General features: G+C 29.1%; 14 protein-coding genes, 1 tRNA gene and 1 riboswitch. Of the genes, 12 read left to right on the top strand and 3 right to left on the bottom strand.

Translation table 11 applies throughout. The annotated features are described in order from the left end of the window. The first annotated feature begins 56 nt into the window (after positions 1 to 56). The 9 genes from recD2 to KQI30_RS01315 all read left to right on the top strand — a co-directional run bounded on the left by recD2 (position 57) and on the right by KQI30_RS01315 (position 12,739). The gene (gene recD2, locus KQI30_RS01355; RefSeq protein ID WP_216461359.1) at positions 57 to 2,273 is read left to right on the top strand and encodes an SF1B family DNA helicase RecD2; all 2,217 of its coding nucleotides are present in this window, start codon (positions 57 to 59) and stop codon (positions 2,271 to 2,273) included. A gap of 4 nt (positions 2,274 to 2,277) precedes the next feature. Beyond that, positions 2,278 to 3,198 (top strand): hypothetical protein, encoded by a 921-nt coding sequence (locus KQI30_RS01350; protein ID WP_216461358.1) that lies wholly within the window; start codon positions 2,278 to 2,280, stop codon positions 3,196 to 3,198. Continuing rightward, positions 3,171 to 3,827 carry a ComF family protein gene (locus KQI30_RS01345; protein WP_216461357.1) on the top strand — a complete coding sequence of 219 codons (657 nt, stop codon included), beginning with the start codon at positions 3,171 to 3,173 and terminating at the stop codon, positions 3,825 to 3,827. Before KQI30_RS01350 ends, KQI30_RS01345 begins: the two co-directional genes overlap by 28 nt. A 335-nt stretch (positions 3,828 to 4,162) precedes the next feature. Further along, the gene (locus KQI30_RS01340) at positions 4,163 to 4,882 is read left to right on the top strand and encodes a TraX family protein (RefSeq protein WP_216461356.1); all 720 of its coding nucleotides are present in this window, start codon (positions 4,163 to 4,165) and stop codon (positions 4,880 to 4,882) included. 219 nt (positions 4,883 to 5,101) lie between these two features. Beyond that, positions 5,102 to 5,638, top strand: a complete 537-nt coding sequence (gene hpf, locus KQI30_RS01335) for a ribosome hibernation-promoting factor, HPF/YfiA family (protein WP_216461355.1) — start codon at positions 5,102 to 5,104, stop codon at positions 5,636 to 5,638. A 287-nt stretch (positions 5,639 to 5,925) separates the two neighbouring features. Continuing rightward, positions 5,926 to 8,439, top strand: a complete 2,514-nt coding sequence (gene secA / locus KQI30_RS01330; RefSeq protein ID WP_216461354.1) for a preprotein translocase subunit SecA — start codon at positions 5,926 to 5,928, stop codon at positions 8,437 to 8,439. A gap of 225 nt (positions 8,440 to 8,664) precedes the next feature. After that, positions 8,665 to 9,787, top strand: a protein-coding gene (gene prfB, locus KQI30_RS01325; protein ID WP_216461353.1) for a peptide chain release factor 2 whose coding sequence is annotated in 2 segments (ribosomal slippage) — positions 8,665 to 8,727 and positions 8,729 to 9,787 — 1,122 coding nt in all. Because the reading frame shifts where the segments join, the coding sequence is not laid out codon by codon here. An 18-nt stretch (positions 9,788 to 9,805) separates the two neighbouring features. Further along, positions 9,806 to 11,974 (top strand): Tex family protein, encoded by a 2,169-nt coding sequence (locus KQI30_RS01320; RefSeq protein WP_216461352.1) that lies wholly within the window; start codon positions 9,806 to 9,808, stop codon positions 11,972 to 11,974. A gap of 40 nt (positions 11,975 to 12,014) precedes the next feature. Then, a riboswitch (FMN riboswitch) is annotated at positions 12,015 to 12,133 on the top strand. A gap of 6 nt (positions 12,134 to 12,139) precedes the next feature. Then, positions 12,140 to 12,739 (top strand): ECF transporter S component, encoded by a 600-nt coding sequence (locus tag KQI30_RS01315; RefSeq protein ID WP_216461351.1) that lies wholly within the window; start codon positions 12,140 to 12,142, stop codon positions 12,737 to 12,739. Between the two features lie 220 nt (positions 12,740 to 12,959). Here the strand turns inward: KQI30_RS01315 and rimI are convergent, their stop codons facing one another. Genes rimI through tsaE form a run of 3 tightly spaced genes read right to left on the bottom strand, consistent with a single transcriptional unit; the run spans position 12,960 to position 14,570 of the window. Further along, complete coding sequence (gene rimI / locus KQI30_RS01310) at positions 12,960 to 13,424, bottom strand: ribosomal protein S18-alanine N-acetyltransferase (protein WP_253287335.1); 465 nt, start codon at positions 13,422 to 13,424, stop codon at positions 12,960 to 12,962. Beyond that, the gene (gene tsaB / locus KQI30_RS01305) at positions 13,399 to 14,112 is read right to left on the bottom strand and encodes a tRNA (adenosine(37)-N6)-threonylcarbamoyltransferase complex dimerization subunit type 1 TsaB (RefSeq protein ID WP_216461350.1); all 714 of its coding nucleotides are present in this window, start codon (positions 14,110 to 14,112) and stop codon (positions 13,399 to 13,401) included. The genes rimI and tsaB overlap by 26 nt, the downstream gene beginning before the upstream one ends. 2 nt (positions 14,113 to 14,114) lie before the next feature. Continuing rightward, positions 14,115 to 14,570, bottom strand: coding sequence for a tRNA (adenosine(37)-N6)-threonylcarbamoyltransferase complex ATPase subunit type 1 TsaE (tsaE, locus tag KQI30_RS01300; RefSeq protein ID WP_216461349.1), 456 nt, complete (start codon positions 14,568 to 14,570; stop codon positions 14,115 to 14,117). A gap of 219 nt (positions 14,571 to 14,789) precedes the next feature. Here tsaE and KQI30_RS01295 point away from each other — a divergent pair. The 3 genes from KQI30_RS01295 (at position 14,790) to KQI30_RS01285 (ending at position 19,968) form a co-directional block, all read left to right on the top strand. Then, positions 14,790 to 14,864 (top strand) — tRNA-Trp (locus KQI30_RS01295). 282 nt (positions 14,865 to 15,146) lie between these two features. Next, on the top strand, positions 15,147 to 18,341 hold the full coding sequence (locus tag KQI30_RS01290) for a thioester reductase domain-containing protein (protein WP_216461348.1): 3,195 nt from the start codon (positions 15,147 to 15,149) through the stop codon (positions 18,339 to 18,341). A 142-nt stretch (positions 18,342 to 18,483) separates the two neighbouring features. After that, positions 18,484 to 19,968, top strand: coding sequence for a methyl-accepting chemotaxis protein (locus KQI30_RS01285; protein ID WP_216461347.1), 1,485 nt, complete (start codon positions 18,484 to 18,486; stop codon positions 19,966 to 19,968). Positions 19,969 to 19,995: the final 27 nt, after the last annotated feature.

The raw sequence follows: 19,995 nt of genomic DNA, 5'->3' as shown, positions 1-19,995 counted from the left end.
TTAATGTTAGGTTATAATAAAATTAATGAATAATATAAGGAGAAATTTAAAGCGATATGGTGACTGTTGAAGGTGTTATTGAAACTATAACTTTTAAAAATGATGAAAATGGATATGTAATTGGAAAGGTAAAGGATAATAGTGATAAGTTAATAACATTTGTTGGAATAGTGCCATTTGCAACTGAAGGGTTACATGTAAAGATTGAGGGTCAGTGGACTGTTCATCCTAAGTTTGGGGAACAATTAAAAGTTAGTAATATTGAAGAGGTGTTGCCTACATCTATAATAGGGATTGAGCGTTATTTGTCTTCAGGAATAATTACTGGGATAGGTCCAGTTACGGCAAAAAAGATTGTTGAAAAGTTTGGGGAAGACACATTAGTAATATTAGATGAAAATATAGATAGGCTTAGAGAAATTGAAGGGGTAGGAGAGAAAAAACTAAATACAATAAAAAATTCATATGAAAAAGGTAGAGGCGTAAGAAAAATAAATATTTTCTTACAGACATATGGAATAACTCCAACTCAATGTGCGAAAATTTATAAAAAGTATGGAGAAGAATCAATAGAAATAGTTAAGGAAAATCCTTATAGATTAACGGAAGATATAAATGGAATAGGATTTAAAAGTGCTGATAAGATAGCAAGAAGCTTAGGCATAGAAGCTACTTCTCCTTTTAGGATTAAGTCAGGAATAATATATGTGTTAAATAATTATTGTGCTTTAGGTAATTCATGTATGCCTATAGATTTGCTAATTAGCCAAGGTGAAGAGATATTACTTGCATCTGCAGAAGACATTGAAAAAAACTTAATGGAAATTAGTTTAGATTTAAAGGTAAAAATTGAGGAGATAGATCATAAAGTATATGTTTATCCATTAGCGATATATTATAGTGAGTTGTCAGTAACTCACAAATTAGTAACTTTAGCAACATCAGAATATAATAAATTAGATATAGATATTGAAGAGGAAATAAAAAAGTTTGAGGAAGAAAATAATATATGCCTTCAAGAGATACAAAAGGAAGCTATAAAGGGTATTTTCAGTACTGGAGTAGAGGTGATAACAGGGGGACCAGGAACAGGTAAAACTACAATTATAAATTGTATTACGACAATATTTGAAGACAACGGTTATAAGGTGTTTATGGCGGCGCCTACAGGAAGAGCAGCTAAAAGAATGACAGAATCTACAGGAAGAGAAGCTAAGACTATCCATAGACTACTAGAAATGGGGGTAGCGGAAGATGAGGGTATGGCTTTTAATAGAGGCGAGGATAAGCCGTTACAATGTGATGTATTAGTTGTAGATGAAGCATCAATGATTGATATAACTTTAATGAGTTCGCTTTTGAAGTCTGTATCTTTAGGAACAAGAGTAGTTATAGTTGGAGATTCAGATCAATTACCATCAGTAGGACCAGGGAATGTTTTAAGAGATATCATCGATTCTGATGTTGTAAAAGTGGTAAGATTGAAAGAAATATTTAGGCAAGGTAAGGAGAGTATGATAGTTACAAATGCCCATAAAATAAATTCTGGTGAAATGCCATTGTTAAACGTAAAGAATAATGATTTCTTTTTTATAAATAAAAGTGGAGATTCAGTAATATTAAATGAGATACTTGGATTAATAGATAGAAGACTTGTAAAGTTTAATTCTAATTGGAATAAGTTAAAAGATATACAGGTACTTACTCCTATGAAGAAGGGGAATTTAGGATCTATAAATTTAAATAAGGAGATACAGAATGTACTTAATCCACATCATCCTATGAAGAAGGAAATTGAATATAGAAACAATTTTTTTAGAATAGGTGATAAGGTAATGCAAACTAAAAACAATTACTCTATAAAGTGGGAAAGAATAAAAGGATTTGGAGATCCTTCTGGAGAGGGTGTTTTTAATGGTGATGTTGGCTATATAAAAGATATAGATGAAGAGAATAATAAAATTTCTATAGTATTTGATGAAGAAAAGTTAGTTAAATATGAAGAGATGTATTTTGATGAATTGGAACTATCATATGCGATGACAATTCATAAAAGTCAGGGTAGTGAGTTTCCTGTTGTAATTTTACCAGTGTTTATGGGGAACAATATGCTTATGAATAGAAACTTACTATATACGGCTATAACTAGGGCGAAACAGTTAGTAGTTATAGTGGGAAATCAAAAGGCTTTAGCATTTATGGTATCAAATACAAAGACTTCTGAGAGATATTCTACTTTAGATTTTAGAATAAAAGATATACTTAAGGAGTAGTATTATGCAGTTGAATTTAGAAAGTTTCAATGAAATCGTGGATTTTAAAGAAAAAGAAATAATGGATGAGTGTAATTTTGGTGCTCAGTATATCAACATTGTAGCCTCTCCATATAGTAATACTGAAGTTTTAAAGAGGCTTATGGAGAATTCACTAAAAAGGGGCGAAAAGATTTTATATATAGGAAATAATATATATGGAAAAGAAATGGTTAATGTAAAGTTTTCTTCATATGACAATGCAATATATGTTAGAGAAAAGTTTTCTTTAGTAATCTATGATGATATATCATCATTTAGTAGATATAGTAGATTTGAGATATTATCTTTAATATCTAGGATCATAAAAGATTCAAATATAAAAGTTATAGCAATATCTACCGAAGCGATATTAAATTCAGTAGAGACAATATATCTTCCTAGTATTTATAATAATAATGTTTTTTGTGAACCGAGAGTTATTAAAACTACTATTGATTTTTATGAAGAGATTCCACAAAATATCTTTGAATATTTAACATATTTTATGGATAGTAATAAAGATGTAGTTGTTGTTATTCCTAGGGAAGATAAACTTAATAAAGTTCTTGAGAATATAGTAAGTCTTAAAGATCAGTTGAAATATAAAAATGTTTCTAAAAACACTATAGGCGAAAGTAAAGGAAAAAATATTGTTATAACATCAAAAAATAATATTTGGAAACTTCCTAAGGAAAGATGTGAAAATGTCATAGTATATTGTCCTAAAGTAGAATCATATCATTATAAAGAACTACTTTATATATCAGCCATGGGAAATTATGGTGACAATAAAGGAGAAATAATATTTCTTACAACTAAATCTTTTTTTTATATAGAGAAAGCTTGTTTTGTTGCAAGAAAGTTTAATAAAATGCTATGGGAGTTAGAGATTTTAGAGAATTAATAAAGAATATAGTTTATCCAAAAGATTATCGTTGTGTATTTTGCAAATGGCCACTAGAAAAAGAATATTTGTGTGCAATATGCAGAGATAGACTTGTAGAAGTAAATGGGGAAAAACATATTAAGATAGAAAATGAAACATTAAAGATTAATTATATATTTTTGTATAGTGGTTATGCTGTAGAACTTATCCAAAAGTTAAAGTATAAAGGTGATTTTAGAGTTGGAGAAATATTTGCAGAATATATATGCAATTTTATAAGATCTAATAATTTAGATTATATTGATTATATAACATATATACCTATGCATAAGAAAGATGAGAGAAAGAGACGATATAATCAATGCAGAGTTATATCTAAATATGTTAGTGAGAATTGTTCTATTGAAATGATAGATACTTTGATAAAGAAGATGAGAACAAAAGATCAAATTGGATTATCTAAGAATCAGAGATTTAGAAACTTACAGGATGTATTTAAAGTAAAAAATGATATTAATATAAAAGATAAGTCTATATTAGTTGTCGATGATGTTTGTACTACAGGATCTACATTATATTATTGCAAGAAAGAATTACAAGGGTTGGGAGTAAAGGAAATAATTCTCTTGACAGTTTGCGCGAGATAAGTATAATAAATATATTGTTAAATTAGGTCTGTGGTTGAAAGTCGATGCCAGTCGCAGGCGAAACGATCCACGTAAGCTAAGCAAAGTCTTAGTGATCATGGTGCGGCTTAGAAGTGAGTCCTACCGCAATAGAGTGCGAGAGGGTTAGTAGTGAGAGGTTAATTCCGGGTAGCAAAAGCTCCAGTGGGCGAGTGTGGGGTCAAAGATCAGGTCAGCTAGTTTTTCAATAGAGGATACCGAAAGGTATCCTTTTTTTATTAAAGAATCATGAAGAGAATTACTTAAATGTTTTAATATGTAATACATAATGATAAAATAATGATGGGGTGAGAAAAATGGGTAATTTAGAAGTTAAATTGGGAATGGATAGACAGACGTTGAAGTATATTGCGGTAATAGCTATGATAATAGATCATATTGCTATGTGTTTTATTTCAATATCTAATCCGTTATATGGTATATTTAGATTTATAGGAAGAATAACTGCTCCTATAATGTGTTATTTCTTAGTGGAAGGATTTCAACATACTTCTTCAAAAAAGAAATATTTTATAAGGTTATTTGTTTTTGCACTTATTTCGCAAGTTCCATATGTATTTTGTCATTATAATAAGTTAGTAGCATTAGAATTTAATATGATATTTAATTTATTTTTATGCTTTTGTATTTTATTAAGTTATACAAAGATTAGGAATAGTGTTTTAAAAGTTCTATCTATAATTTTTTTGATGATGCTATCTTTATTTTGTGACTGGAGTATTATAGCACCATTATGGGTTCTTATGTTTTATATTTATAAAGATAGTTTTAATAAAAAAATGATATCTTTTTCAATTATAGCAATGATAGAAGTATCACTAGTGGTTATATTTTGTATTATTAATAAATTTCCGTGGTATAGAGAATTATGGCAAGTTGGAGTATATTTAAGTATACCTTTTATATATCTTTACAATGGTAAAGGAGGCAAGAACACTTTCTGTAATAGGTGGTTCTTTTACATAGTTTATCCATTACATTTATTTTTATTTGGATTAATAAGATGGGTATTGTAATTAGATTATTGAGAATAAAAAAATATTATAGGAACATAATATAAATTATAATTATTTTAATGAAAAATTTAAAATAATTTAAGTATAGAAAAAGATATTGTGAATAAAAATTAAATTTTCAGTAAATTCGGAAAAATACTTGTACAACATACCCAATTAGTGTAAAATAAAATTAACAAAAGATAGAAACATCTTAAAGTAAGAGAGGGGCTTGATACTATGAAAATTATTTTAGTAGGGAAAAATGTTGATGTAACAGAAGCTTTAAAGGACAGTGTTGAAAAGAAGCTCTCTAGATTAGATAAGTATTTCACAAAGGAATACACAGCAAATGTAACTTTAAAGGTACAAAAGTCTTCACACACTATTGAAGTAACAATTCCAATGGATAGAATAGTTATTAGATGTGAAGAAACTACAGATGATATGTATACATCTATAGATTTTGTAGTAGATAAGTTAGAAAGACAAATAAGAAAACAAAAAACAAAACTTTCTAGAAACATGTATAATGAATCTTTAAGATTTGTAGAAATAAAAGAAAGTGCAATTACAAGTGAACCTGAGGAAGATGGAAAAATAGTTAAAACTAAGAAGTTTGCAGTAAAACCAATGAGTGCAGAAGAAGCTGTATTGCAAATGGAATTAGTAGGACATAATTTCTTTGTTTATATGAATGATAAAAGTAATGAAGTGAATGTGGTATATAAAAGAAAAGATGGAAATTATGGATTAATAGAACCAGAATTTGATTAAATAGTTAGTACGTAATTTAATAAATATATTTGAAGAAAGGGAAAATATTAAGGAAAATAATTAAACCTTATATTATTCCCTTTCTTTTCTTTGAGAAGAGAAAGTAGTATTAATAACTAGAAGATATTAAAACTATTATATTTTATATAATAGAACATACTATAAATAGCAAAAAAACAGTTAAAACATGTAAAAAAGTAATAAAATTATTGTTAATTGATTGAAATAAAAACAATTAAAGTGTTATAATCAAAAGGATTATAAATAAATAGTGGAGATGAAATGAGATGGGTTTATTTTCTAAAATTTTTGGAACATATAGTGAGAGACAAGTAAAAGGTATATTGCCTCTTGTTGACAAGATAGAAGCATTAGATAGTACAATGCAAAATCTTTCTGATGAAGAATTAAGAAATAAGACAACAGAATTTAAAGAAAGATTAAAAAATGGTGAAACATTAGATGATATTTTACCAGAAGCATTTGCGGTTGTTAGAGAAGGAGCTTACAGAGCTATTGGGCTAAAAGCTTATAGAGAACAACTTATTGGTGGAGTTGTGTTACACCAAGGGAGAATAGCAGAAATGAAAACTGGTGAAGGTAAAACATTAGTTGCGACCTTACCAGCATATTTGAATGCCTTAACAGGAAAAGGAGTACATATTATAACAGTAAATGACTATCTAGCTAAAAGAGATAGAGATCAAATGTCACAAGTTTATGGTTTCTTAGGATTAGAAACAGGGGTTATCCTTCATGGTCTTACTGGAGATCAAAGACGTGAAGCTTATAATTGCGATATTACATATGGAACAAATTCAGAGTTTGGATTTGATTATCTAAGAGATAACATGGTAGTATACTTGGAAGAAAAAGTACAAAGAGGATTAAATTATGTAATTGTCGATGAGGTGGATTCTATATTAATAGACGAAGCTAGAACTCCTCTTATAATATCAGGACAAGGAGAAAAATCTACTGATTTCTATAAAGTTGCAGACTTTTTCGTAAAAACTTTAAAGAAGGATGAAGATTTTACAATAGACGAGAAAACTAAATCAGTTATTTTAACAGATGCCGGAGTTGAGAAGGCAGAAAAATATTATCATATAGATAACTATGCTGATGCAGAAAATATGAAAATTCAACATCATACTGTTCAAGCATTAAGAGCAAACTATATAATGAATAACGAAATTGATTATATAGTAAAAGATAACGCTGTTGTTATTGTAGATGAATTTACAGGAAGAGTTATGGAAGGAAGAAGATATAGTGATGGTCTTCATCAAGCCATAGAAGCAAAAGAAGGTGTTAAAATTGAAAGTGAATCTAAGACACTTGCAACAATAACATACCAAAACTATTTCAGAATGTACAATAAGTTAGCAGGTATGACTGGTACAGCTATAACAGAAGAAAATGAATTTAGAGAAATTTATGGATTAGATGTTCTAGAGATACCAACACATCTTCCAATAGCAAGAATAGATCAACCTGATTTCGTATATAAGACATCGAAAGGAAAGTTTAAAGCTATTGTTGATGAAATTGAAGAAACTCATAGAACTGGTCAGCCTATGTTAGTTGGTACAGTTTCAATAGAAAATTCTGAACTTGTATCTTCAATGCTTAAGAAAAGAGGAATTCCACATCAAGTTTTAAATGCTAAATACCATGAAAAAGAAGCAGAAATTATTTCTAAAGCTGGTGAAAAAGGTGCAGTTACTATTGCTACTAATATGGCTGGTAGAGGTACAGATATAAAACTTGGTGAAGGTGTTTTAGAAGTAGGCGGATTAAAGATAATTGGTACAGAAAGACACGAATCAAGAAGAATAGATAATCAGCTTAGAGGACGTTCAGGAAGACAAGGTGATAAAGGTGAATCTAGATTCTATGTATCTCTAGAAGATGATTTAATGAGAATCTTTGGTTCAGATAGAATTCAAGGAATAGTTGAAAAACTTGGATTAGAAGAAAATGAAGCCATTGAAAGTAAGATGGTATCTTCAGCCATTGAAAGTGCTCAAAAGAAAGTTGAAGGTAATAACTTTGATGTGAGAAAATCATTATTACAATATGATGATGTAATGAATAAGCAAAGAGAAATTATATATGCTCAAAGAAATGCTGTACTACAAGGTGAAAATTTAAGAGACTATATAGTTGCTATGATTGAAGATGTAGTAGAATCTGGGGTAAATGGTCACTTAACAGGTGTAGAGGATTCTGCTGACGAAGAATTAAAGAAATTAATTGCATACTTTGATGATTTATTCTTATTAAAAGGTGCTGTTAAAGAATCAGATTTAGATAATCTAGATAATGAGGGCATAATAAGTTATTACAAAGATGCTGTTATGAAGGCTTATGCAGCAAAAGAAGAAATAGTTAAAGATGAAATGAGAGAAATTGAAAGAGTTGTTCTTTTAAGAGTAGTAGATACTAAATGGATGGATCACATAGACAGTATGGAACACTTAAAACAATATATTGGTCTTAGATCTTATAAGCAACAAGATCCAGTTCAAGCATATCAATTTGAAGGATCTGCAATGTTTGAAGAAATGATCCAAAATATAAAACTAGATACAGTTAGATACTTATATCATATAGAAATAGAAAAGAAAGAACCTCAAATTGAAAGAGAAAGAGTAGCTGTAGAAACTACAACAAATTATGATGAAGCTGCAGCTAATGAACCTAAAAAGAGAACAGAACCGAAAATAGGAAGAAATGATCCATGTCCATGCGGATCAGGTAAAAAGTATAAAAACTGTTGCGGAAGAGGAAAATAATACTGTACAATTCACAATTCACAATTTAAAATTGTGAATTGTGAATTTTTTTATCATAGAACAATTTCTACAGTAAAACTACACATAACAAAGATATACTAAAACCTAAATGTGAAACTATAATATATAGAAATAAAAGAAGTAATCACTATTTACAGTGTAGTGTACATAACAACTGTACACTGTGCACTGTAAACTGTGCGCTTAAAAAAGGATGTGATTTTAATGATTCAATTAGACGAAGCTATGAGTTTAATAAAAGATATTGACGTAATTATTAAAGAAGTGGGGGATTCACTTTGACATCCCTAGATTAAGACTTAATGTAGAAGAATTAGAAGCTAGGATGCAAGAAGAAGGCTTCTGGGATGATGTTGAGAGAGCTCAAGAAACTACTCAAAAGGCAAAGAACATAAAAGATACTGTAGAAAAATATGAAGGATACCTATCTAAACGTGAAGACATTGAAGTTTTATTAGAAATGGCTAAAGAGGAAGATGATGATGAATTAATCTCTGAAGCTTTTAGTGAAATAAAAGAATTAAGTAACGAATTAGAAGAAATGAAGATAAGATTAATGTTATCTGGAGAATATGATAGAAATAACGCTATTTTAACACTACATGCAGGTGTTGGTGGTACTGATGCCATGGATTGGACAGAAATGCTTTTAAGAATGTATACAAGGTATTGTGAGAAGAAAGGATATAAAGTTGAGACTTTAGATCTTTTAGTAGGAGATGAAGCAGGAATAAAAAGTGTAACTTTAAAAATTACTGGTGAATTTGCTTATGGATATCTTAAAGCAGAAAGAGGAATTCATAGATTGGTAAGAATATCTCCTTTTAATGCTAATGGAAAAAGACAAACTTCATTTGCATCTATGGAAGTTATACCGGAACTATCAACAGAACAAAATAAACATGTAGATATTAGACCAGAGGACTTAAAGGTAGACACATATAGAGCATCTGGTGCTGGAGGACAACATGTTAATAAAACAGAGTCAGCAGTAAGAATAACTCACATTCCAACAGGTATAATAGTTGCTTGTCAGAATGAAAGAAGTCAGATACAAAATAGAGAAACAGCTATGAATATGTTAAAAGCAAAGTTAGTTGAACTTAAAGAAAGAGCTCATAAAGAAAAAATTGAAGATTTAACAGGTGATTTGAAAGATATGGGATGGGGTAGCCAAATTAGGTCTTATGTATTCCATCCATATACTATGGTAAAAGATCATAGAACTGGGGTACAAGTTAATGACGTTTCTTCTGTAATGGATGGAAATTTAGATAACTTTATTATTGAGTATTTAAAAAATCCTTCGGAAGTAAAAGAAGAATAAAGAATATTGGAGGAAGTAATGGATTTTATAATAGATAAGTTAGTTAAAGAATTTGGGATACAAGAAAAATATATAAGAAGTGTTATAGAACTTTTAGATGAAGGAGCTACTGTGCCTTTTATAGCTAGATATAGAAAGGAAGCTACTGGTGGATTATCTGATGTTCAATTAAGAGATTTATATGAAAGATTAAATTACTTAAAGAATCTTCAAGATAGAAAAGCTAGTGTAAAATCTATAATAGAAGAGCAAGGAAAGCTAACAGAAGAGTTAGCTATGCAAATAGATGGAGCAGAGACTCTTACAGAAGTAGAGGATTTATATAGACCATATAAGCAAAAGAAGAAAACAAGAGCAAGTATAGCTGTAGAGAAGGGCTTAAAACCACTAGCTGAAGTTATCTTTGATGGTAAATTTAAAGGAGATATAAAAGAATATGCTAGTGAATTTATAAACGAAGAGAAAAAAGTAAATACAGTAGATGAAGCATTAGCAGGTGCTGTAGATATAATAAGTGAAATGATTTCAGATGAAGCTTCATTTAGAAAGTGGATAAGAACATATCTAACTAATAAAGGATTTATTGAAAGTAGCGGAAATAGCGAAGAAAGAACACCATACGAAATGTATTATGAGTACAAAGAAAAGGTTAATATGATTCCGTCTCATAGAATTCTTGCTATAAGCAGAGGAGAAGAGGAGAAAGTTCTTTCAGTAAAAATAGTTGGTGATGAAGAATTCATTTTAAATTATTTAAGAAGTAATCTTTTAAAGAATAACGAAGTGACAGATGAATATATAGAAATGGCTATTAAGGATGGGTATAAAAGATTAATATTCCCATCTATCGAAAGAGAAATAAGAAATGAATTATGGGAAAAGGCTGAAGAAGGTGCTATTAATATCTTTAAGAAAAATCTTAAAGCATTGATGTTACAATCACCGATTAAAGGAAAAGTAGTATTAGGATTTGACCCAGGCTTTAGAACAGGATGTAAGACTGCTATATTAGATGAAACAGGTAAGATACTTACTACAGAAACTATTCATGTTACTGCTAATAGCAAAGAGCAAGTTGCAAAAGAAAGAGAAAAGCTAAAGGCAATGATGAAGGAATATAACGTAGAAGTTGTATCTTTAGGAAATGGTACTGCATCTAGAGAAAGTGAAGAGATAATAGCAGAGGTTATAGATGAAATAAAAAGAGAAACTGGTAAAGAAATATATTATGTTATTGTAAGTGAAGCTGGAGCTTCTGTTTATTCTGCATCAGAATTAGCATCAAAAGAATATCCAGATATAAATGTATCTCTTAGAGGTGCTATCTCTATAGGAAGAAGATTACAAGATCCTATGGCGGAATTAGTAAAGATTGATCCTAAATCTATAGGGGTAGGTCAGTATCAACATGATGTTAATGAAAAAAAATTAAATGAGTCATTAACAGGGGTAGTTGAAGATGCTGTTAATACTGTTGGAGTAGATTTAAATGTAGCTACACCATCATTATTGTCTTATGTATCTGGGATAACTCCAGCTATAGCGGCAAATATAGTAGCTTATAGAGAAGAAAAAGGAAAATTTTCAGGAAGAAAAGAACTTTTAAAAGTTAAAAGATTAGGACCAAAGGCTTATGAGCAATGTGCAGGGTTTCTAAGAGTTATGGAAAGTAAAGAGGTACTAGATAATACTTCAGTGCATCCAGAGTCTTATGAAGGTGCTAAGAAGCTTTTAGCCATATTAGGATATACTGAAAATGATGTTAGAGAAAATAATCTTCAAGATATCGATGCAAAAATAGAAGAGATAGGATTATCTAAAATAGAAGAAGAAACAGGATTAGGTGCAATAACTCTTCAAGATATTATTAAAGAAATAAAGAAACCAGGTAGAGATCCGAGAGAAGAAATGCCAAAGCCAATATTAAAAAGCGGAGTAATAGAAGTAGATCAATTAACTCCAGGAATGGAACTTAAGGGGACTGTAAGAAACGTAGCAGACTTTGGAGCTTTTGTTGATATTGGTGTACATGTAGATGGATTAGTGCATAAGAGTCAAATGAGAGAAGAATTTGTAAATCATCCTCTTGATGTCGTATCAGTAGGTGATGTAGTAAATGTTAAAGTTTTAGAAATAGACAAAGAAAGAGGAAGAATATCTCTTACTATGAAGGGATTAGCAAACTAGAAGGGTGTTGTCCTAAGATTTTTACTGTAGTATAATAAAAGAAAAACTTCAGGGATAGGTGAAATTCCTATACTGGCGGTATAGCCCGCGAGCTTTTAATAAAGCAGATTCGGTTAAACTCCGAAGCCAACAGTACAGTCTGGAAGGAAGAAGGGAAGAATTAAAGTGAATAAAAAACTAAATAAGATGGTAAAATTATCAATACTTAGTGTGTTGGCATTAATATTTATGTTTATTGAAGTGCCATTACCTATATTTCCAAGTTTCTTAAAGATAGAAGTATCTGACATACCAGCAATTGTAGGTGCTATAATTTATGGACCATTAGCAGGTGTAATAATTGAACTTATAAAGAACTTGCTTCATGGTGTTCTTATGACATCTACAGGGTTTGTAGGAGAACTTGCAAACTTTATAGTAGGTTCTGCCTTTGTAATTCCAGTAGGATTAGTTTATAATCGTACAAATATTAAGTTCAAGTTATTAGTATCATCATTATTAGGAGTTATATGTATGGTATTAGTAGCAGCTATAGGTAATTACTTTGTATTTTTGCCATTATACGAAAAAGTGATGGGATGGCATCTTAATGATTTTGTTGCTATGGGGAAAGCCATAAACAATTCCATAACAAGTGTAAAATCTTTAGTGATTTTAAGTATAGCACCGTTTAATGTTATTAAAGGAGCTATAGTTTCTGTAGTTACAGCACTTATAATAAAGCCGTTATCATCAGTTATTGAAAAAGAAAAGAAGATTATATAGAAAAAAGGAGCTGTCGCACAAATGAGTCAAGTTAGAGTGCGGCAGTTTTTTTCAGCAAAATAGAGTGTCAGTGCACAGGTAAGGACTATAATATTTTCTATGTAGGGGAAAATTAACCGAAACTGTGCATTGAATTGTGCCTTGTGTCATCTAACCTGTGCCATAATAAAAGGGTCCATCGCTAACAAATCTTCATTTGTTAGCGATGGACCCTTTTTAATTATCTAAAGTATTTCCACATTATAATTCCATCTTCGTTATTATCGGTATAAAATTTCTTTCTGATACCGCAGTTAACAAAACCAAGAGATTCATAAAGGTTTATAGCAACGGTATTAGAAACTCGAACTTCAAGAGTTATACCAAAAAAGTTATTATTTTTACAATAATTAATTGCTTCTGATAATAATATTTTCCCGAAGCCATGTCCTCTAAATTTCGGATGAATGGCAATGTTAGTTATATGACCTTCATCAATAATTTCCCATAGACCGATATATCCAATCACTTCACCGTTTAGTATACCTACACAATAGTGGGCGTTTTTATTATCTATCTCTTTAATCAAGCTATCTTTACTCCAAGGTAATGAAAAAGAAAGTGTTTCAATTTCGTAGATAGCATCAATATATTCAGATTTTAATTCATCAATAAAAAGATTATTTTTCATAAACGGATTTTCCATGTTTATTAATATATTCGCGTTCAGCTTGAGATACTCTTATATAAAGAGGAGCATCTTCATCAATATTATCAAAATTACTATTTTTGAATCTTTCTAAAGCCATAAATCCAAGGGAAGAGGCACGAACTAAATTATTAAATGGTGAAGCAAAAACTCCTAATTTAACTTCGGATAATTTATCTTTAAATTTTAAACTATCATCACCTAAGAATAGAACAGGTTCTCCTAGTTCATTTAAAATTTCAATTAATTTAGATATTTCTATAGCATCATGATCGTGGATAGTTAATAAACCGTCATTAGATTTCTTATATAGAGCTGTATATACATTATCTCTTAAAGCATCAAATAGAGGGCAGATTATACCATTAAATTCTGGGATGCTATAAGCAAGAGCATCTAATGTAGATATAGATGCATATGGTTTATTGCTACCGTGAGCTAAAGCTTTAACAGTAGCCATTCCTATTCTAAGACCAGTAAAAGATCCAGGACCCTTAGAAACCACAAATCCGTCTATATCTGAAATTTTATTGCCACTATTTTTTATAGCAGCATCTATTAAAGTCATTAATATTACAGAATGTTGTTTTTTATCATTATAAGTAAGCTCACTTAAAATTTTATTATCTTCTATAACAGCTACAGAGGCTGTTTCACTAGAAGAATCTACACATAGAAGTTTCAAAGTTATAGTACCTCCTTAAGATAGTTTAGTTTATCGCCCATAATATCTATTGTAATTTCACGATAGTCTAATCCTTGCTCTAAATTTTTAGAAACTTTAATATTTAATCTATCACTTGGCAGTAAATCTTCGATTATAGAAGCCCATTCTATAATTGATACTCCATCTGAATATATATATTCATCAAATCCAATAGCTTCAATTTCATAAGGATCATCAATTCTATAAACATCAAAATGATATAATTTTAATCTGCCATCATATTCATTAACTAAAGTAAATGTAGGACTAGTTATATATTCATCAATATCTAAGCCTTTTGCTAAGCCTTTAGTAAGATGAGTTTTACCTGTACCAAGGTCTCCATCTATACAAATAACAGCACCTGATTGTAGGTGACAACCAATTTTATAGCCTAGATTTATAGTTTCTTCTTCAGTATATGTTATAAATTTCATAGAATTCACCTCGAAGCTTATTTTACTATTAATTACTACTTTTATCAAAGAAAATATTTTTATTATAATTTAATGTGGAATATTAATTGATTTTTAGGCATATATTATAGTAACAATAATTAATTATATCCTAAAAATAAATTCATATAAAAAAATGCTTGCATTTTTTTATCTTTATATATATAATAGTCATTGTGACAAATCACTTTAAGTAAATATAGGGGTATGGCTCAACGGTAGAGTAGTGGTCTCCAAAACCATTGGTTGTGGGTTCAAATCCTACTGCCCCTGCCATGAATCGCTAGTAATTATTACTAGCGATTTTTTTATTATTAAAATAATTGAGTTTAAAATTGCATTGTAAAATAATTATGGAATATCTTTTACTTGTATGCAAATAATCAGATAAAAAAATAGGAAATAATACATAAATAAGTTTTCAAATATTATATTATTTTAAACAAAATGAAAAAAATTGTCAAAAATGAAAAAAAGTGAAATAAACCCTTGTAACGAGAAAAATCCCAGGATATAATATACATATTATGTAATTTAGTGGAAGAGAGAAGGGTATAAATGAAGTACTATATACAAGAAAATCAAGAGAATTTTTATAATTTATTAAGTATCAATGCTAAGAAGCATGATGAATGTTTTACTTTTGTTCATTATATTGATGATAAGAAAGTAAAAGTTCAATTAACAAGATCAGATTTGTTAAAAAAATCTATAGATGTAGCAGCTAAGTTAAAAGCTGCAGGTATAAAAAAAGGAGATAGAGTAATTATTTTATCCACACAAACTGTAGATAATGTATTATCTGTAGTAGGATCAATGTTTGCTGGGGCTATATTTACAATAATTCCGCCTCCAATAGATTCAAGTAAGATGGAGAGATTTATTTCCGTAGTAAAATCTTGCAACCCTAAATGTTTATTATGTGGTAATATGTTAGAAAATAAAAGTAAAGAAATTTTAAGTACATTGAAAAAGAAAGCAGAGGTTGCAGAGATTTTTAGCAATTTAGATGTCATTAATGTTGAAAACTGTGAGGAAGCAGTAGACTTTACTCCAGAAAAAATAGATTTAGATGATATTATATATATTCAATACTCATCAGGATCAACTAGTGCTCCAAAAGGTGTATTAATTTCATACGGTAACTTAATTAGTGCTGTTAATACAACAGTAGAACCTTTAGGCGCAGAAAGAGTTTTTGGATGGGTACCATTCTTTCATAATTTAGGTTTAGTATATCTTATCTTTACTTCTATAATAAAACCTGAATTTGTTGTTGGTATAATGTCACCAGCAGATTTCTTAGCAAAACCTTCAAGATGGATTGAAAATTTAAGTGAATTTAAAGCAGATACTACATTAGCACCTAATTCAGTATATGAATCATATCCAAAGTTAGTACCTGCAAGTAAATTAAAAGGAATAGATTTATCTAATTTAAGATTATTCTTAAATGGATCTGAAATAGTAACATATTCTTCAATGAAACAATTTGCTGAAGAATATAAAGATTTTGGCGTTAGTATAAATGACTTCATGGTAGGTTATGGACTTGCAGAAGTTACTTGTGGTGTTACAGGTGTACGTAATTTTTCAGAAGATGAGGTTTTAGAGTTAGATTTTGATCAATATCAAAATGGAAAATTAGTTTTAGCAAATGAAAACACTGAAAATAAAATTGAGTTTATTGGAAATGGATATACAGTAAAAGATCATAAGATAATAGCAGTAAATCCAGATACATTAGAACCATGTAAAGAGGATGAATTTGGTGAGTTATGGATAAAGGGACCTGCTGTAGCTAAGGGTTATTATAATAATGCGAAAGCAACAAAGGAAACATTCCATAATAAATTAAAGGGGTACGAGGAAGATTTCTTACGTACTGGTGATTTAGGTATTATTAAAGATGACTATGTTTATATAACTGGTCGTATGAAAGAACTTATAATAATCAATGGAAACAATATTTTGCCTAATGATATTGTTGTTAAATTAACAGAAAAAATGCCAGCATTAAAATATGCAAACATAGTACCATTTTCAATAGTAAAGGAAGAAAAAGAAAGATTAATAATAGCTTTAGAAATTCCAGAATCATTAAAGGATGTTGTTAAGTTTGATGATGTTGTAGAAATGATTAATAAAGCTGTATTGGAATATTTCGAAGTATCACCATATGAAATCTGTGTTGTTGCAACCGGTGCATTACCTAAATCTGATAATGGTAAAGTATCTATAGCAAAAACAAGAAAGTTGTATGAAGAAGATAAATTGAATATAGTAATTAGTTCTCGTAATGAGGAAAGTCAGTATGAAAAAAATATAGAATATGATACAGAGACTGAAAAAGTATTAGGAACTATAATAAATGAAGAATTTAATCATAAAGCTGATAGAGATGATAATCTTTTAAATATGGGTATGGATTCTTTAGAAGTAACACAATTAACTACTAAAATAGAAGAAAAATTTAATGTTAATGTACCAGTTTCTTTTATTTTTGAGAATCCAACAATTAATAAGATATCTAAGTATATCGATAGAACTTTAGCTGGTGAAGATATTGCTGACCTTGAAAAAGATAAGAGTTACTTATATGATGAAGTAAAATTAGATGAAAATATCAAGCCAGGTAAATATGAAGATGATGCACCAGCAATGAAAAATGTATTTATAACTGGAACAACTGGTTTTGTTGGAGCATACTTAATTCATAGTTTATTATCTGAAACAGAAGCAAGACTTTATTGTCATGTAAGAGCTAAGAATGAAGAAGAAGCTTTAAAGAGAATTAAATATAATATGAAATATTATAATCTATGGAAAGAAGAATATAGAGAATTTATTACTCCGGTGGTAGGATCTTTAGATGAGCCACTATTAGGTATTGAAGAAGAAAAGTATAAGATGTTAACAGAGACAATAGATACAGTATATCATAATGGTGCATTACTTAACTTTATATATCCATATGAAAGATTAAAAAATACTAATGTAGGTGGAACAATAAAGACATTGAAATTTGCTTGTACAGGAAAACCTAAATATTATAATTATGTTTCTTCATATAGTGTTTTTGATAATCCAAGTCATTTTGAAAAAGTAGCTATGGAGGATGATCCTATTGATAGTTGTATAGGCTATTATTTATCATATAGTGAAACTAAATGGGTATGTGAAAAAATAGTTAATCTAGCAAGGAAAGCAGGCCTTAGAGCAGCAATATATCGTCCAGGAGAAATAACAGGGGCAAATGATACAGGAATATGGAAACTTAGCGATTCTATAAGTAGAACATTTAAGTCTATATTACAAACAAAAGTTTATCCAAATATAGAGCTTAAAATTCATATGACACAAGTAGATTATATAGCAGAGGCCATAGTTAAGATATCAAAACAAGGTGATGCTTACGGTAAGGCTTATAATTTAATGAATAGTGTCTATGTATCTATCGGTGAATTAGGAAGAATTATAAATAAATGTGGTTATGAAGCGAAACCTTTAAGTTATGAAGAGTGGAAAGAGAATTTATTTAGTTCAGGAAATGAACATCCATTAAAACTTTTAGAATCATTATTTAGAATTACTAAGAAAAATGAAAAAGAAGAGTTTATAAATAGATATGGAAAAATGTCACCAACTCATTTTGATACTACTAATACTGATAAAGCGTTAGAAGGAACAGGTTTAAGTTGTGAACCTATGAATGAAGCTCTAATTGAAAAGTACATAAAGAATTTTATATAAATTTAAAATACTGTGTAAATTTATAAATTTACACAGTATTTTTATATTTTTAAATAATTCAATAAAAAATGTAAATAAATTTAATAAAACCACGATAAAATTTAATAAAGTAAAAAAATGAAATTTTGTGGGAGGAAAACTGATGGAGCTTAAATCAAGGGGCGAACTAAAGCTTAATAGAGTGGCAAATGATAATTTAGTAAAGATGGTAAGATTAATTACAGTAATTTTGTTATTATCAACAATAGGTTTATATGTAACAAAAGTAGGTACATTAGTTCAAGCAATAATAGTTAGTGTAGCAGTTGTTGCTACATGGATAAGTTCTACTATAACTTATAGATTAAATAAAGATAGTGTACATGTTAAAGATATTGTTCTTATAGGATATGTTATTTCATGGACTTATACATATGTTGCATTAGATTTTTATGTATCTTTTGCATTTGGATTTGCGTTTATAACAGCTTATGTATTATATGGAGATAAGAAATACATAATGATGATAGCTGTTATTATATTTTTAGTAACAGGATGTAAGATGATTTTTGATGATAAGTTATTAGAAAATATAAATATTTATTTAATAATTTTTGAGCAAAATTTGTTGTTTATATATGCGATATATAAGAATACTATTGCTATAAATTCTTTTGATGTTATTAATAAGGAATATGTGAAGGATTTAAATATAAGTAGGGGAAAACAAGATAATTTAATTAAAGAAGTAATGAATTTAAATAATACTATAGATGAAAATACAGGATCGGTTTTAGAAATTGTAGATAATATATCTGAGGAGTCAAATTTATTAACAGAATCATTAGGTGAAATAGCAAATGGATCACAAAGAAATAATGATTTTATTCAAATGCAAGTTCAGTATACTAAAGATGTACAAGAAAAATTAAACTATGCTGCAGATATGACTACAGAGATGACTTCTATTTCAGAAAAAACAAATGAGGTAATAAGAGAAAGTAATAATATTATAGATGAATTAAAACAACAATCCGAAGTAGTAAAGGAAAGTAGCATGAGTGTAAAGAGCATAATGAATGAATTAGATGAAAGATCTAGAGGTATCGTAGAAATAACTACGGTTATTGACAATATAGTAAAACAAACTAATTTATTATCATTAAATGCATCAATAGAAGCAGCTAGAGCTGGAGAAAGTGGGAGAGGTTTTGCTGTAGTTGCAGAAGAGATTAGAAAGTTAGCAGAACAAAGTGCAAAATCTATAGAAAATATAGCGGCGATAACTAGCGAATTACAAAACAAATTGAGCGATTCTATAATTTCTGTAGAAAAATTAAATGAAGCTAATATAAAACAAAATGAATTAGTTATGAGAACAACAGAAATTTTTGAGAATATTGATATAAATACTAAGAATGTTATGGAGAGAGTAGAAGGAATAGATAGAGAGGTAAATAATATAGTAGAAGCCAATGGTGTGATAGTAGAAGCTATAGATAATTTATCTGCTACATCAGAGGAGACTATGGCAGCAACAGAAGAATGTTTAGCTATATCTAATAATTTTAAAGAGAAAGCTAAAGAAGCATTTAAATTAACTAATGAACTAAAAGAAAACACAGAAAATGTAAAAGAATTATATTAATATATAAATTCTCTTAAATATTCTAAA

This window comes from Clostridium bornimense (assembly GCF_018917145.1).
GTDB lineage: Bacteria > Bacillota > Clostridia > Clostridiales > Clostridiaceae > Clostridium_AN > Clostridium_AN bornimense_A.
This window is presented reverse-complemented; position numbering and strand designations above follow the sequence as displayed.